12 protein-coding genes are annotated in these 15,035 nt (G+C 73.8%); 7 read left to right on the top strand and 5 right to left on the bottom strand.

The window, feature by feature from the left end; translation table 11 throughout:
• Nucleotides 1-46 precede the first annotated feature (46 nt).
• The 3 genes from ACFY1P_RS18620 (at nucleotide 47) to ACFY1P_RS18610 (ending at nucleotide 3,593) form a co-directional block, all read left to right on the top strand.
• Entirely contained in the window at nucleotides 47-724 is a 678-nt protein-coding gene (locus ACFY1P_RS18620) for a response regulator transcription factor (RefSeq protein WP_361531537.1), read from the top strand.
• A complete protein-coding gene (locus tag ACFY1P_RS18615; RefSeq protein WP_390751152.1) occupies nucleotides 717-2,186 on the top strand; it encodes an ATP-binding protein in 1,470 nt (489 codons plus the stop codon). Before ACFY1P_RS18620 ends, ACFY1P_RS18615 begins: the two co-directional genes overlap by 8 nt.
• 129 nt (nucleotides 2,187-2,315) lie before the next feature.
• Nucleotides 2,316-3,593, top strand: coding sequence for a hypothetical protein (locus ACFY1P_RS18610; RefSeq protein WP_390751151.1), 1,278 nt, complete (start codon nucleotides 2,316-2,318; stop codon nucleotides 3,591-3,593).
• 61 nt (nucleotides 3,594-3,654) lie between these two features.
• Here ACFY1P_RS18610 and ACFY1P_RS18605 read toward each other — a convergent pair whose 3' ends face one another.
• Nucleotides 3,655-5,679 (bottom strand): transglycosylase domain-containing protein, encoded by a 2,025-nt coding sequence (locus ACFY1P_RS18605; RefSeq protein ID WP_390751150.1) that lies wholly within the window; start codon nucleotides 5,677-5,679, stop codon nucleotides 3,655-3,657.
• A 216-nt stretch (nucleotides 5,680-5,895) separates the two neighbouring features.
• Between ACFY1P_RS18605 and ACFY1P_RS18600 the strand changes: the two genes are divergently transcribed.
• Complete coding sequence (locus ACFY1P_RS18600; RefSeq protein ID WP_361531525.1) at nucleotides 5,896-6,297, top strand: BlaI/MecI/CopY family transcriptional regulator; 402 nt, start codon at nucleotides 5,896-5,898, stop codon at nucleotides 6,295-6,297.
• Between the two features lie 4 nt (nucleotides 6,298-6,301).
• Here ACFY1P_RS18600 and ACFY1P_RS18595 read toward each other — a convergent pair whose 3' ends face one another.
• The 4 genes from ACFY1P_RS18595 to ACFY1P_RS18580 form a co-directional block, all read right to left on the bottom strand.
• The gene (locus tag ACFY1P_RS18595; protein ID WP_390751149.1) at nucleotides 6,302-8,107 is read right to left on the bottom strand and encodes a phospholipase C; all 1,806 of its coding nucleotides are present in this window, start codon (nucleotides 8,105-8,107) and stop codon (nucleotides 6,302-6,304) included.
• Nucleotides 8,097-9,362: an iron uptake transporter deferrochelatase/peroxidase subunit gene (gene efeB, locus ACFY1P_RS18590; protein ID WP_390751148.1), complete on the bottom strand. Its 1,266-nt coding sequence runs from the start codon at nucleotides 9,360-9,362 to the stop codon at nucleotides 8,097-8,099. Before efeB ends, ACFY1P_RS18595 begins: the two co-directional genes overlap by 11 nt.
• Nucleotides 9,359-10,501: an imelysin family protein gene (locus ACFY1P_RS18585; protein ID WP_390751147.1), complete on the bottom strand. Its 1,143-nt coding sequence runs from the start codon at nucleotides 10,499-10,501 to the stop codon at nucleotides 9,359-9,361. Before ACFY1P_RS18585 ends, efeB begins: the two co-directional genes overlap by 4 nt.
• Nucleotides 10,502-11,277: 776 nt before the next feature.
• Nucleotides 11,278-11,967: a nuclease-related domain-containing protein gene (locus tag ACFY1P_RS18580; RefSeq protein WP_390751146.1), complete on the bottom strand. Its 690-nt coding sequence runs from the start codon at nucleotides 11,965-11,967 to the stop codon at nucleotides 11,278-11,280.
• A gap of 352 nt (nucleotides 11,968-12,319) precedes the next feature.
• Here ACFY1P_RS18580 and ACFY1P_RS18575 point away from each other — a divergent pair, with 352 nt between their 5' ends.
• From ACFY1P_RS18575 to ACFY1P_RS18565, 3 genes are all read left to right on the top strand, one after another.
• On the top strand, nucleotides 12,320-13,078 hold the full coding sequence (locus ACFY1P_RS18575; protein ID WP_390751145.1) for a DUF4142 domain-containing protein: 759 nt from the start codon (nucleotides 12,320-12,322) through the stop codon (nucleotides 13,076-13,078).
• A gap of 6 nt (nucleotides 13,079-13,084) precedes the next feature.
• On the top strand, nucleotides 13,085-14,101 hold the full coding sequence (locus tag ACFY1P_RS18570) for a DUF1996 domain-containing protein (protein ID WP_390751144.1): 1,017 nt from the start codon (nucleotides 13,085-13,087) through the stop codon (nucleotides 14,099-14,101).
• Nucleotides 14,102-14,202: 101 nt separating this feature from the next.
• Complete coding sequence (locus ACFY1P_RS18565; protein ID WP_361530446.1) at nucleotides 14,203-15,018, top strand: TIGR04222 domain-containing membrane protein; 816 nt, start codon at nucleotides 14,203-14,205, stop codon at nucleotides 15,016-15,018.
• Nucleotides 15,019-15,035: the final 17 nt, after the last annotated feature.

Raw genomic sequence — 15,035 nt, 5'->3', positions numbered from 1 at the left:
GGATGCCGTCGGCTGCCCGGCGCGGCGACCTGCGACCCTGGTGCGCATGCGCGTACTGGTGGTGGAGGACGAACGCCGGCTGGCCCTGGCCCTGCGGCACGGGCTGACCGCCCATGGATTCACGGTCGACGTCGCCCACGACGGCCCCTCCGGCCTGGCGCAGGCCATGGACCACGGCTACGACGTGGTCGTGCTCGACGTCATGCTGCCCGGTCTCAACGGCTACCGCGTGTGCTCCCGCCTGCGGGCCTGCGGCAGCGACGTCGGCATCCTGATGCTCACCGCCAAGGACGGCGAATGGGACGAGGCCGAGGCGCTCGACACCGGCGCCGACGACTACCTGTCCAAACCGTTCTCCTTCGTCGTCCTCGTCGCCCGCCTCAAGGCGCTGGCCCGCCGCATCGGCAGCCGCGCGCCCCGGCGCACCGTCCTGGGCGACCTCGTGGTCGACTCCGCCGCCCGCACCTGCACGCGCGCCGGCACCGCCATCCCCCTCACCCCCCGCGAATTCGCCATCCTCGACCACCTCTCCCGCCGGGCCGGCGAGGCCGTCTCCAAGCGGGAGATACTCGACGCCGTCTGGGACAACGCCTTCGACAGCGATCCCAACACGGTCGAGGTCCACGTCAGCGCCCTGCGGCGCAAGATCGACACCCCCTTCGGGCGAGCCGCGGTCCAGACCGTCCGCGGCGCCGGCTACCGGCTGGCGGCCGACGGTGGCTGACCGGACGCGCGTCGGCGCCACGCCCCGCCGGCTGCGCGCGGCTGTGCACCGCCGACTGGCGCGCCACCCGCGCGCCGCGGCCCTCGCCGGCCGCCTGACACCACGCTCGGTCCGCGCCCGTACCACCCTCGCCGCCTGCGCCAGCGTCGCCGTCGTCCTCTCCGTGGCCTCGGCCGCCGTCGTCTTCCTGCTGCGCGTCAATCTGGAACGCACCGTCGAGGCCGATGCCCGCGAGCAGGCCCAGGCCGTCGCCCGCCTCGCCTCCGACGGCCGCCTCGCCCAGCCTCTCCCCCTCGACCACGGCACCGACTTCATCCAGGTCGTCGACGGACACGGCCGGGTGGTCGCCGCCAGTCAGAACCTCACCGGCCGCCCCCCACTCGCCCCCGCCCGCCACCCCCACGGCCACCGCGCCTTCAACCTCGACGCGCGGGGTCACGCTCACCACCAGCGCGTCACCAGCGTCGCCGCCACCACCCCCACCGGGCCGGTCACCATTTACGTGGGCGCGTCCCTGCGCACCGCCGACGCCGCCGAAGACCTCACCACCGCGGCCCTCGTCGCGTTGAGCACGGTCCTGCTGTTCACCGTCGGCGCTCTCACCTGGCGGGCGACCGGCCGTGCCCTGCGGCCGGTCGAGGCCATGCGTGCCGAGGTCGCCGCCATCGGGGACCGGGACCTGAACCGCCGCGTCCCCGGCCCCCGCAGCGACGACGAGATCGCCCGTCTCGCCGACACCATGAACGCCATGCTCCAGCGCCTCGAAGCGGCGGGCACACGGCAGCGGCGCTTCATCGCCGACGCCTCCCACGAACTGCGCAGCCCCCTGACCGTCGTGCGCACCCAGCTCGAAGTCGCCCTGGCCCACTCGGATCCCGAGGTGCGCACGGAGCTGGTGGCCGGTGCCCTGGAGGACACCGAACGTCTGCAAGCACTCGCCGCCGACCTCCTGCTGCTCGCGCGTCTGGACACCACCGACCGCGACCGGCCCGACGACATCGTCGACCTCGCCGACCTGGTGCACACCACAGTCGCGGCCCGCGGCGTCGAAGCCCACCCGGTCGCCGTCCACGCCCCGACGGCGATCACCGTCCCCGGCAACACCCTGTGGCTGCGACGGCTGCTGACGAACCTGCTCGACAACGCCCAGCGCCACGCCCACGGGCACATCACCGTCCGCCTCGGCACCGACCGGGCATCCGGTCACGCCGTCCTGGACGTGACCAACGACGGGCCGCCGATCGAGCCCGCCGACCGCGAGAAGATCTTCGAACGGTTCGCCCGCCTCGACGACGCCCGCAGCCGTGACGACGGCGGTGCCGGCCTCGGCCTCCCGATCGCCCGCGACATCGCGGCCATCCACAAGGGCACCCTCACCGTCCTCGGCGCCCCGGGAGCGACCACCTTCCGCGCCCGGCTGCCCGTCCCACCGCCCCGGGACGTACGGGCCGGCTGCCGGTGATGCCGACATGTCCGCAGCGTCCCGGTACGGTGCCGGCCGCGTCGGGACCCCCGGCCCTGCGAGGCCGCGCGAGCGACCTGTGATACTTGCCGCCAGAACATCTGTTTACGGCGCCAGGGGGTAAGTACCTTGTCGAAAAGGACCTTGCGGGGCGGGACGGCTCTGGTCACCGCGGGCGCTGTGGCCGCCCTCGCCATGGGGCTCGCGGGCTGCGACTCCGGCAAGAGCGACGATGCCAAGAGCTCCCCCTCGTCCGCGTCCGCGCCGTCGAAGGACAAGGCGAAGAACGTCCCGGAGGGCGAGTCCGGGACCGGCAAGAAGCCCGAGGAGAAGTGGGACGGCAAGGTCCACGTCCTCGGTGACGGCTCGACCTCCGACACCGGCCCACAGCCGAACCGGCCCAAGGCGGAGAAGCTCAAGCCGGGCGAGAAGCCCCCGCAGTTCGTGGTGTTCTCCTGGGACGGCGCGCTGGAGGGGGACGACCACCAGCTCTCCCACTTCCGCGAGGTCGCCAAGGAGAACAACGCCCACATGACGTTCTTCCTGAGCGGCATGTACCTCCTGCCGAAGTCGAAGGCCACGCTCTACAAGCCCCCGCAGCACAAGCCGGGCGAGGCGGCGATCGACTTCGCCACGGACCCGCACATCAAGGACACCGTCGAGCAGATACGCGGCGCCTGGCTCGACGGCAACGAGATAGGCACGCACTTCAACGGCCACTTCTGCGGCCCCAAGGGCGGCGGCGACTGGAGCCCGGCCGAGTGGAAGAGCGAGATCGAGCAGTCCTACTCCTTCGTGGAGAACTGGAAGACGAACACCGGCCTGAAGGACCTCCCGCCGCTGCCCTTCGACTACAAGAAGGAGCTGGTGGGCGGCCGCGCCCCCTGCCTGGAGGGGCAGAAGACGCTGATACCGGCGGCGAAGGAATTCGGCTGGCGGTACGACGCGAGCTCGCCCGGCGACTTCCAGATCTGGCCCTCCCAGATCCAGGGCATCTGGAATTTCCCGCTCCAGCTGCTGCCCTACCCCAAGAGCGAGAAGCAGGTCCTGTCGATGGACTTCAACTTCCTCTACAACCAGTCCGGTGACAACACCAAGGGCGATCCCGCGAAGTACGCGGAGTGGCGGAAGCTGACCCGCGACGGCTATCTGAACGGCTTCGAGCGGGTCTACAACGGCAGCCGGGCGCCGCTGTTCGTGGGCAACCACTTCGAGGACTGGAACGGCGGCATCTACATGAAGGCCGTCGAGGACGTCGTGCAGTCGGTCTGCAAGCGGGACGGCGTCCGCTGCGTGTCGTTCAAGGAGCTCGCCGACTGGCTGGACGCGCAGGACCCGAAGGTGCTGGCGAAGCTGCGCGGGCTGGACCCGGCGCAGTCCCCGGACTGGGCGACGTTCGTGAAGTAGGCCCGCCCCTCGGGCGGACCGCGAGGCGCCGGACCCGGACGGTCCGGCGCCTCGCGGCGTCTCAGTCCTTCTGCCCCTTGGTGTAGGCCGACCAGATGTCGATCGGGTACGTGCTGCCGGCCGCGGACTTCGCGGCGCCGCCGAGCCCGTCCAGCGGCAGCAGCTCCTGCGTCTTCGGGTCGATGCGGCAGAGCGAGACGGCGGTCGAGAGCTTGCCCTGGTAACCGACGTACCAGGCCGACTTGTTCTTCACCTCGGTGCCGGTCTTGCCCGCCGAGCCGGGCGCGACCGCCCCGGCGGCACTCGCGCTGCCCTTCCTGACGGCGTCGCGCAGCGCGTCGTCCACGGCCGCGGCGACGCGCTGCGGCAGCACCCGCTCGGCCGTCGGCTTCTCCACGGTGACGGGGTTGCCGTTGCGGCTCAGCTTGTCCACGGAGTAGGGCTCGCTATGCAGGCCCTGGGCGGCGAACGTGCCGTACGCCCCGGCCATCCGGATGGCGCTGGGCGTGGTGTTGCCCAGGGAGAAGACGGGCACCTTGGTGCCGAGGCTGTCGGCGAGCAGGCCGGTCCGCACCGCCGTGCTGCCGACGCGGTCCAGGCCCACGTCCATGCCCAGCTGCATCATCGGGCCGTTGACGGACTGGGCGACGGCGTCCCGCAGGCTGATCTTCCCCCAGGACCTGCCGCCGTCGTTGGTGCTCTTGACGATCTTCCCGGAGCGGTCCCAGTAGGGGCCTTCGGGGGTCATGAGGGTCACCTGGTTGTCGCCGTCGTAGACGGTGGACGGGGAGACCGGGGTGCGGGGCTTGTCGCGTTCGCGCTGGATGCCGTCGCCGAGGGCGGCGGCGTAGACGAAGGGCGTGAAGGCGGTGCCCGCGGGGACGACGGAGGAGTTGGCGTCGTTGAACCCCTGCTTGAGATAGTCCGGGCCGCCGTGCAGGGCCACGATGCGCCCGTCGGTGGTGACCGAGGCCGCGCCGATGCGCACGTCCTTGTCGGCGTCCCGCTTCTCCAGGTCGAGCTTGCCCGTCACCTCCTGGACGGCCTTGTCGAGCGCCTCCACCTTGGGCTTCTCGAAGGTGGTGCGGATCTGGTAGCCGCCGAGGTCGAAGTCGTGGTCGGTGACCTCGGTGTGGGCGCTGACGTACGCCCGTGCCGTCTCCACGAGATAGCCGGTCTGCCCGGTCAGCCCGGCGGGCTTCGGCGGGGCCTGCGGCTCGGGGAAGGTGGTGTAGCGGGCCCGCTCCTCCTTGGAGAGCTCGCCGATGGTGACCATCCGGTCGAGGATCCACTTCCAGCGGTCGACGGCGCGCGCGTGGTTCTTCGCGCCCAGCGACGGGTCGTAGAGCCCGGCGCCCTTGAGCAGCGAGGCGAGGAAGGCCCCTTCGCTCGCGTTGAGCTGGGAGACGTCCTTGCCGTAGTAGGCGTGGGCGGCGCGCTGGATGCCGTAGGTGCCGCGTCCGAACCAGCTGGTGTTGAGGTAGCCCTCCAGGATGTCGTCCTTGGACATCCTGTTGTCCAGCTTGATGGCGATGAACATCTCGGTGAGCTTGCGGGAGAAGGTCTGCCGCTGGTTGAGATAGGCGTTCTTGACGTACTGCTGGGTGATCGTGGATCCGCCCTGGGTGCTGCCGCCCGTCACCATCTTGGAGACCGCGCGCGTCATGCCGCTCACCGATATGCCGCTGTCGGAGTAGAAGGTCTCGTTCTCCGCGGCGAGCGCGGCCCAGCGCACCTGCTCGGGGATCTTCCGCAGGTCGGTGTCCTGCCGGTTGACCTCGCCGGTGCGGGCCATCTCGGTGCCGTCGGCCCAGTAGTAGACGTTGTCCTGCTGGGTGGCGAAGGCGTTGAGGTCGGCGGGTATGTCGGTGCGGATGTACATGATCGCCACGAGCGCGGTGAGCAGCCCTCCGGCGGAGAGGAAGAGCCCCAGGCTCTGGCGCCACGACGGCACCCAGCGCCGGAAGCCCTGCCGCCCCGGGCGCGGGTAGGCCGGACGCAGCCTGCGCTTGCGGGGGGCGGCGCGCCTCCGGCGGGCCGGGGCGGCGTGGGTCCGGGCGTGCGCCCCTTTTCGTCGTTCGAACACCGCTCGACCCTACGACCTCGCGGGGGTCGTGGGTACGAAGGATGTCCGTGGATTCCGAATCAGGCGACCTGTTCGGGTACCGTAACGTTTCTACACCCTTGTAAAAGCAGTGGATCTTGGGCCTCCGGTCCGCGCGAAGTGACCGCGCGGAGCTTCGGGAAACAGCGGAGCTCCGGGAACAGCGGCCCGGGAACAGCAGAAGGAATCACCACCCGCATGGAAACAGCCACACCGACCTCCGTGGTGCACCGCGGCCGCCGCCGCGCGAACGGAGCGCTGGAGGGCGAGGTGCTCGCCGCGTTGCAGCGCGCCGAGGGGCCGCTGACCCCCCGCGAGGTCCAGAGCCGGCTGGCCGGTGAGCTGACGTACAGCACGGTGGTGACGATCCTGTCCCGGCTGCACGGCAAGGAGGTGCTCTCGCGCACTCCGCGGGGGCGGGCGTACGCCTATGCGCCGGTGGCCGACGAGGCGGGGCTGGCAGCGCGGCGCATGCGCAGGGTCCTGGACGGCCTCGCGGACCGCGAGGCGGTGCTGACGCGCTTCGTGGCGGAGCTGCCACCCTCCGACGAGGCCCTGCTGCGCTCGCTGTTCACGAGCTCCTTCCCGGCCGTGCGCTGACCGCTCAGCCACGCCTGCGGCGGCGCCTGCGCAGCAGGACCGCCGTGACACCCGTGGCGGTGACGGCCGCCCCCAGCACCACGCCCGCCGGCATCCCGGACCGCGGCCCCGGCGAGGCCGGGGCCGCGGCGGCCTGCGAGCCCGGCTCCCCCGCCGGCACCTGGGCCGCCGCGTCCCCCTCCTCCCGCACGGAGCCGTCCCTGTCGAGCAGCACCGGCCGCACGTGCGGGTGCTCGAAGTCGAAGAGGTTCAGCAGCGACCCGGCACGGGTGTCGAAGGACGCGCCGCCGATCGGGGCGGTGTGCCAGTTCCACTCCACGAACCTCAGCACCGAGGTCTGCTCGGTCGGCGTGTGGTCGACCGTGCCGGCCTTGCTGTACGGCGAGATCACCAGCAGCGGCTGCCGGGGGCCCGGCCCGCAGCGGTCGGCGAAGCCCCCGGCGGGGGCGGGACCCCTCCGGCAGGCCGGGCTGTCGACGGCGCGTCCCCTGGGGCCCTTGCCGCGGTCGAGGGAGCCGTTGAGCGGCTTGGCGTAGGCGTGGTCGTACCAGCCGTCGGAGTCGTCGTAGGCGATCACGACCGCGGTGTTCCGCCACTCCGGCGCGCTCTGGATCTTGTTGATCCACTCCACCAGGAAGTGCTGTTCGTCGAGCGGACCGGAGTATCCGGCGTGGCCGTCCTGGAAGGCCGCGGCCTTCAGGAAGCTCACCGCCGGCAGCCGTCCGGCGCGCAGGGCCGCGTCGAAGTCGGTCAGGTCGTACTGGTGGTTGGCCGGCCCGTCGTGGCCGATCTCGGCGACGGAGCGCGGCGGCAGGTGGTGCGGGTTCGCGGTCGACTCGTAGAACTGGAACGGCTCGTGGTGCGGGCTGTAGTCGACGACCCGCGCGCCGCCGGTGTTGGTGTGGGTGCTGCCGGAGCACTTCGCGTAGTGGCCGCGGCGGCCGTCCCAGGCGGTGCTCGGCCGGAAGCCGCCCTGGAACCAGCCCCAGGACACGCCCTCCTCGCCGAGCCGGTCGCCGATGTTGGGCCCCTTGAGGGCGGCCAGGGGGCTGCGGCCGGTGTGGTCGTTGCCCGAGCAGTCGTCGTACGCCGGGTCCGGGTCGCCCACGATCGTGCCGACGCCGTCGGCGCCGGGCGAGGCCACGGCGTACGGGTCGGGCTTCGGTGTGCGCCGCGGGTGCTCGGTGCCGGACGCGGGGTCGGTGGAGACCACCCCGTGGGTCTGGCCGGAGATCAGGTTGATCGCGCCGGGTGTGGACGGGCCGTAGGTGGTGCCGAAGGAGCGGTCGCTCATGCTGAAGTGCTGGGCGTAGTTCCACAGCGCGGTGACGGTGTTGCCGTCGTAGTAGTCCATGACGAGGCCGGGCTCGCCGTAGAGCTTGCCCGAGCACTTCCCGGAGTCGGTGTTCTGGACGTAGCGGTCGGCCCGGCCGCCGGCGGCGGCGTACTGCTCGGGGCTGTAGGAGTGGTTCTGGTCGCACGTCATCGCCTGCCGCGGGCCGAGCCGCTTCGGCGGGTACTGGTTGGGGTTCTTCTTGAGGAGGCCCGCGGTGCGGAGGTTGTCCACGCGGGGGGTGTCGCGGGCGGCGGTGAAGCGGGTGCCGTCGGTGTTCGCGGCCTCGGGGTAGGTGGCGAAGTAGTGGTCGAAGGAGACGTTCTCGTCGAAGACGACCACCAGGTGCTCGACGGGCGACGCGGTGTCCGCGGCCCGCGAGGGGGTGGCCGGTGCCATGGCCAGCGCGGCGGCGCCGAGCGCGGCGACGAGGCCGGGGCACCGGGTGACTGTGCCGGCATGGGCGTTACGGAGCATGTGCGGTCCCACTCTCGTCCATCAGGGCGCGGCCGTAGAAGTCCGCGCGGTCGCGCACCCCGGGTAGCGCGAAGAAGTACCCGCCGCCGAAGGGGGTGACGTAGTCGGTCAGCGGCTCGCCCGCCAGGTCGCGCTGCACGGCGGCGAACTGCCGCTCCGGGTCCTGCTGGTAGCAGCAGAAGAGCAGCCCCATGTCGAGGTTGCCGTTGCGGTCGGTGCCCCGGTCGTAGTTGTACGAGCGGCGCAGGAGCCGCCGGTGCTCCGCCTCGGGGGTCCGCGGGCCGGCCAGCCGGATGTGGCTGTCCAGCGGGATCACCTCGCCCTTGGGGTCGAGGGCGTAGCGCGGCGCGTCCGACTCGCGGTCGCCGTCCAGGGGGGCGCCGGTGTCGCGGTCGCGGCCGAGGATCCGCTGCTGCTCGGTGAGGGGGACGCGGTCCCAGAACTCGACCAGCATCCGGATCAGGCGCACTACCTGATAGCTGCCGCCGGCCGCCCAGCGGGGCTCGCCGCCGTGGGCGCCGGTCCACACGAGCCGGTCCATCAGGCGGGTGTCGCGGGGGTCGGGGTTGGCGGTGCCGTCCTTGAAGCCGAAGAGGTTGCGGGGGGTGCCGGAGGGGCGGGGCGGGGCGGTGAAGCCGTCGGTCCGCCAGCGGATCTGGAGGCCGCCGCGCGTGTGCCGGGTCAGGTCGCGCAGGGCGTGCAGCACGGTGTCGGTGCTGTCGGCGCACAACTGGACGCTGAGGTCGCCGTGGCACCAGGCGGGGTCGAGGTCGTCGTCCGGGAAGGCCGGCATGGTCCGCAGCCGGCGCGGGGCGCTGCCGGACAGCCCGAAGCGGTCGTCGAAGAGCGAGGAGCCGACGGCCACGGTCACGCGGAGCCCGCCGTCGGCGGGGACGCTCGGGCCGAGGAGGCCGGAGTCGGAGGGCGGGCCGGTGATGCCGACCGGTGGCGGGGTGCCGCCGGCCGTCAGGAAGCGGGCCCGCGCGGTGAGGGTGCGCAGCAGGTCGGTGAGCTCGCCGCGGCCGTCGGCTGTGACGTCGAAGGCGACGAAGGCGGTGCTCCGGGCGGGCGGGGTGAGCACGGCCGCCTGGTGGGTGCCGTGGAAGGCGGCGTACGGCGCGGGGGCGGTGGCGCCGGTCTCTCCGGTGGGCAACCGCCGCGGCCCGCCGCCGCGTTCGAGCACGCTCCCGGCCACGGCCCCGCCGAGCCCGAGGGCGGCGCCCCGCAGGAGACCGCGCCGCCGCGGCCACGTCATGGTGCCCTCCGGGGTTCGCACAGGGCCGCGACGGGGGCCAGGCGTTCCACGAGGTCGGCGACGGCGGCGTCGACGCGCTCGCGGTCGGCGCGGGTGAGCCGGGCGAGCGGGGTCCAGCGGGGGTGGCCGGGGCGGGGGCCCTGGCGGTCCAGCAGGGCTGCGGCGCGGTTCAGGTGCCGGTCCAGGCCGGCGAGGTCCGGGTAGCGGCCGCGCAGGAGCGGCCGGAGGCGGTCGAGTACGGCGCGGGTGCCGTCGAGGTTGGCGCGGGCGGTGGCGAGGTTCGTGCCGCTGCCGTGATCGGTGCGGCCGGTCAGCTCGTGCTCCAGGGTGTCCTCCAGGATCTCGTGGGCGCGCAGGCCGAGTTCGGCGGGGTCCATGCGCGTCCGCTCCCAGGTGTCGCGCAGGGCGCGGACGTCGGTGGCGAGGCGGCGCGCGGCCCGGCGCGGGGCGGGTCCGCGCTCGCCGTGCCACAGGCCCTGCTCGACGCGGTGGAAGCCCGTGAACCCCGGATCGCGCACGCCTCCCGGGAGCCCGGCGGCGGTGCCGTCGACCGCGCGGCCCGCCTCCCCGAAGGCCCCGTAGGCGCCGCCGAGGCGCTCGTAGGCGAGGTGGGCGGGCAGCCAGGCCGCGCGGGCGGCGGCCCGGTCGCCGCGCTCGACGGCCGCCCGCAGGGCGTCCGTCGAGGTCACGAGGGTGTCCATCCGCTCGCCGACCCATCGCTGGTAGTCCAGGGCGGCCGGGACGAGGTCCTCGTTCGTGACGGGGACGGCGGCGGGCCCGCCGCCGCTCCCCCGGGCGGGCCCGGAGATCCGCACGGTGGGCCCGGTGACGGCGTCCGCGTCCTCGGGCAAGCAGACGAAGGCGTACGCACCGGGACCGAGCCGGGCGCGCAGCGCCCTGTGGGTGCCGGGGGCGAGGGCCTCGGCTTCGGCGTGGACGGCGCCGGCACGGTCCACGAGGCGGGCCTCGGTCGCGGTGGCGGAGGTGTTGTGCAGGACGAAGACCTGGGTGCCGGGGCGGGGGTGGGGCCAGACGGTGCCGCAGGCGCCGGGCGAGATCTCGACGGAGGCGGGGGGCCGCGGGGGCCGGGCGACGGACGGCGAGGCGACGGCGAACACGGCGACGGCGGCGAGCGCCACTCCGGCCAGCCGCCGCGTCCGGGCCTTCAGCGGAGGAGCGGCGGGGGTCGGGTAACTCCCGGGTACGGTCGCGGACTTTACGGCGGGATCCCCGGCCACGGGAGGAGGCGAGCCCGGCTCGGTCCCGGCGGGCGCTGACGGCGGCGGCGCGGCTACGACAAGAGCCGGACCTACCTCGCACTCGCCAGGCCCCGCCGCCAGCTCCGCGAAGGGCGACGTCACCCCTGCGCCAGCACCGCACCCACTCGCGGCCACGGGAAGAGGCAACCCCGATTCGCGTCCAGCGGGCGCTGACGGCGGCGACGCCGCCACGGCAGAAGCCCGGCCCACAGCAAGAACCGGACCCGCCTCACACCCACCAGGCCCCGCCGCCGACTCCACGAGAAGCGACGTCACCCCTGCACCAGCGCCGCACCCGCTCCCGGCCACGGGAAGAGGCAACCCCGATTCGTATCCAGCAGGACTCACCGGCGGCGGCGCACCACCACTGCCCCCGCACCCGCTCACGGACTTCACAGCCGGATCCCCGGCCACAGGAGAGAGCAGGTGCGGGCCGCCTCCGGCAGGGCTCGGCGTCGGACCCGTGCCGCCGTCGCGTCCCTCGGGCGTCGGAGGGTGGTCAGGGCCCGGTGCTGGCACTGCGACGGCTCCCTACGGCAGGCGGACGGATCGAGCGCGCGCGTCCCGCCCATGCTGGCACCGGCCCGGTCACCTGCGGCGGGTCACCGCACCGTGCGCCCCGAAAGAGGCCGAGGATTCACCCGGGCGGTGACCTCTCAGGCCCACAGCCAGACGCGGCGGTTGCGGGCCACCGTGTGGACGCGGTCGGCGCGGCGCGGGTGCAGCACTCCGCCGCCGGCGCCGAGCGTGGCCGCCGCCGGGTCCTCCAGCACCAGCACGTCCTCCAGTGACGGCGCCACCTCCACGTGTTCGGCTCCCACGAGCACCAGGACCGGCCGCACCTGGACGAGGAAGCCGCAGCCCTTCGTCAGGACGAGCGAGGCCCGCGCGCAGTCGTGCCGGATCTCGCGGACGTAGGGCAGCGGGTGGCGTTCGCGGGACATGCGGACCGAGGTCTCGCCGACCTGGACGCGGGCCTTGTGCGCGGCCTTGGAGGCGACGCCGAAGACCCCGCCGGGGCCTATGAGGAGGTGCGCCATGACGGCGTCGCCGGGCAGGACGATCGAGTGGACGACGTCCCAGCCGCCCGCCGTCAGCTCGTCCAGGGCCGCGCCGACGGTCTGTTCGGCCGCGAGGGCGCGGCGCCAGACGTCCTCGACGGGGCGCCGGCCGAGGCAGCGGGCGAGCGCCAGGGCCACGCGGCCCGTGCCGGAGGCGTCGAGCCGGGCGCGGAGCGTCTCGCCGGGCCGGTTGGGGGCGAGGTCGTCGTCGGGGGGCAGGAACAGCCGCTCAGGGTCGTACGGCTTTCCGTTGGCGCTCGTCTTCCCGTCCGGCCGCTCACGCACGACCATCACCCCCCACCCGCCATATTGCCGCAGATGCGGGGGAACCAACCCGGTCGACCGTCCGTTTGAGACGGTGAGGCCCCGCGACATCCCCCCGATCGCGGGGCCTCACCAGCGCCCGGGGCCTCGCGGGAGTGCGGCGCGGAACAGGTCAACGTACCAACCGCCCCACCCGCCACGGGCAGCCTCGCCTCCTTAGTGACGCAGACCACATCCGCGGGCCGGATTCCGGAAACGGGTGAAGGTCCAGGCCACGCCCCGGTCCGGGGCGGCCCCCGGCGGCCGGGCTCGCGGAAGTCCCTTGCCGATCAGCACGCAGGGCCTACGGTGCGGTGCCGCACGAGGAGGCATCATGCGATCGTTCACCGGCACCGGCCTGGTCGTCACCGCGCTCACGGCGACCCTCGCCGCGCTGTTCTTCCCTCTCTGGTCCTACCGCGACCGCACCGGCACCGGGGCCGTGGACCTCACCGCGGGGTCCGTGGCCACGCCGTTCGGGCCGCTGTCCGCGCTCGACCGCGACTTCGTCGGCCGCGTCCGGCAGGCCGGGCTCTGGGAGCTGCCCGCCGGGCAGCAGGCCGAGGAGCGCGGCACCACGGCCGCCGTGCGGCGGGCGGGCGAGCATCTCGTCGAGGGCCACACCGCGCTCGACCGGCACGTCCGCGACGTCGCGGCCCGGCTGGGCCTGGAGCTGCCGAGTCAGCCGAGCGCCCAGCAGCGGCAGTGGCTGACCCGGCTCGGGGCGGCGCAGGGCGGCCGCTACGACCGGGAGTTCACCAACATCCTGCGGCTCGCGCACGGCACGGTCTTCACGGTCGTCGCCCAAGTGCGGGCCACGACCCGCAATTCGGCGGTGCGGGAGCTCGCCGACGATGCGAACTCCACCGTCCTCGACCACATCAAGGTGCTGGAGGACACGGGCCTGGTCGACTTCGACGGCATCGCGGCCGGCACGAAGCTCCAGCAGCCGCCCCCGCCGACCGCGATCCCGACGGGCATCCGCCCACCCAGCCCCTTCCCGCTCCCCCCGGCCGCCACCCGGCCCGAGCCGGCCCCCGGCAGCACCACGCCTTCCGCGACCCCCTCGTCCCCCGAACCCTCGGAGAAATGAGTTCCCGTGTCCGTACGTCACCGGCGCCGGCTCGGCGCCAAGCACCTCGTCCTCATCGCGTTACTCGCGCTGCTCGGCTCGGCGGGCACCTTCGCCGCCGTCACCGGCAGCGCCTCCGCCCACCCCGAGCCTTCGGACCCGCACGCCCACGCGGGCCCGTCCGCCGCGGACTTCGCCGACATCCGCACCGCGCGGCCCGCACCCCGCGAGCCGCGGAACGGGCCGGACGCCTCCACGGGCTCCTTCACGACCCGCTGCGGCCGCAACGAGAACGGCCACCGCAACCCCGACAACTTCATCGTCACCCCGGGCGTCACCAACGGCGCCCACCACCTGCACGACTACGTCGGCAACCGCTCGACCGACGCCTTCTCCACCGACGACTCGCTGCGCGCGGCGGGCACCACCTGCGCACAGGGCGACAAGTCGACGTATTTCTGGCCGGTCCTGCGCGTCCTGACCCGCGGCGCCGAGGGGCACGGGGCGGCCGACCGGGCCAACCCCGGGCGCGTGCTGACCGCCGACAGCGTCGCGCTCACCTTCCGCGGCAATCCGGCCGCCCGCGTCACCGCGATGCCCGACGCGCTGCGGGTGATCACCGGCGACGCGAAGGCCCTCACGAACGGGACGGCGAACGCCCGCGCGCGGTGGACCTGCACCGGCTTCACCGACCGCGCCTTCACGGACCGGTATCCGCTGTGCCCGTCCGGCAGCCGGGTCGTGCGGCTGCTGGACTTCCCCAGCTGCTGGGACGGCCGGCACACCGACAGCGACGATCACCGCTCGCACATCGGCTTCCCGGACACCTCGACGGGCCGCTGCCCCCGTGGCCGCACACCTGTGCCGCAACTGCGGATGACGCTGACCTACGCCGTGCCGCCGGGCCCGGTCTACGCGGTCGACAGCTTCCCCGAGGAGCTCCGCAAGCCGGTCACGGACCACGCCGACTTCGAGAACGTGATGCCGCGCGGCCTCATGGCGACCGCCGTGCGCTGCGTCAACACCGGCCGCCGCTGCGGCTGACCGGCTCCCGGCGGACCGATGACCGTATCCGGACGGAATAACCGTCCGGATGTCGGTCCGACCGATGGCGGGATCACGGGGCGGTCGAGTACACATCCTGTATGTGGGTCATCCTCCTGCTCGTCGCCTGGGCCGCGGCCTTCCTCACCTGCGGCCGTCTCTGCCTGGCCGCGGCCGCCGCCGGGCAGGCCCCGGAGCCCGCCCCGGGCGGCGTCCGGCTCCGGACGCTGACGCTCTACGAGGCGGCGTTCCTCGCCGGCGGCCCGCACCGGGTCACCGACCTCGCGCTGGTCACCATGGGCCGGCAGCGCCGGCTGCTGCTGGCCCACACCGGCTGGGCGACGGTCGTCGACCCGGTGGGCCGTGACGAGCTGGAGCGCTCGGTGATCACCGCCATAGGGCCGGAGGGCCAGTCGCCGGTGCCCGAGGTGCGCGCCGCGCACGCCGCCGCCGACGCCGTACGGGCGCTGGCCGACCGGCTCACCGCCGCCGGGCTCGCGGTGCCCGCCCCGGCCCGTACGCACATGTCCGCCGCGGTGCGGCAGGTCCGCGGGGCCTGCTTGCTGATCGTGGTGACCGGTGGCACGGCCGTGCTGCTGGCGGCGCCGGGCACGGACCAGGGGCAGGTGGCGGCCTGGTTCTCGCTGCCGCTGCTGCTGACGGGCGCCTGCCTCGCGATCGCCAGGATCGAGATCCACCCCTATACGAGCTGGGCCTCGCCCGCGGGGCAGGAGCTGCTGGGACACCTCTCCGGCGGGCTGCCCCGCCGGAGGCTGCTCCCCTCCCGCGCGGCGGCCGGCGCGTCGGGCGACGAGACGGGCCTGCTCACCGCGCTCGCCATAAAGGGCCGCAAGGCGCTGACCGATCCCGAGCTGCGCTCCGCCCTCTCCGAAACCCTGCGCGACCACCGTTACTGACGCTCCGTCGGGCCGGG

It is taken from the genome of Streptomyces sp. NPDC001407 (assembly GCF_042895325.1).
Classification (GTDB): domain Bacteria; phylum Actinomycetota; class Actinomycetes; order Streptomycetales; family Streptomycetaceae; genus Streptomyces.
This window is presented reverse-complemented; position numbering and strand designations above follow the sequence as displayed.

What these genes read in the sequence shown, in the direction of transcription:
- ACFY1P_RS18620 (WP_361531537.1), top strand. Translation starts at nt 47, where the DNA reads ATGCGCGTACTGGTGGTGGAGGACGAACGCCGGCTGGCCCTGGCCCTG.
- ACFY1P_RS18600 (WP_361531525.1), top strand. Translation starts at nt 5,896, where the DNA reads ATGGAAACAGCCACACCGACCTCCGTGGTGCACCGCGGCCGCCGCCGC.
- ACFY1P_RS18595 (WP_390751149.1), bottom strand. Translation starts at nt 8,107, where the DNA reads ATGCTCCGTAACGCCCATGCCGGCACAGTCACCCGGTGCCCCGGCCTC.
- efeB (WP_390751148.1), bottom strand. Translation starts at nt 9,362, where the DNA reads ATGACGTGGCCGCGGCGGCGCGGTCTCCTGCGGGGCGCCGCCCTCGGG.
- ACFY1P_RS18575 (WP_390751145.1), top strand. Translation starts at nt 12,320, where the DNA reads ATGCGATCGTTCACCGGCACCGGCCTGGTCGTCACCGCGCTCACGGCG.
- ACFY1P_RS18565 (WP_361530446.1), top strand. Translation starts at nt 14,203, where the DNA reads ATGTGGGTCATCCTCCTGCTCGTCGCCTGGGCCGCGGCCTTCCTCACC.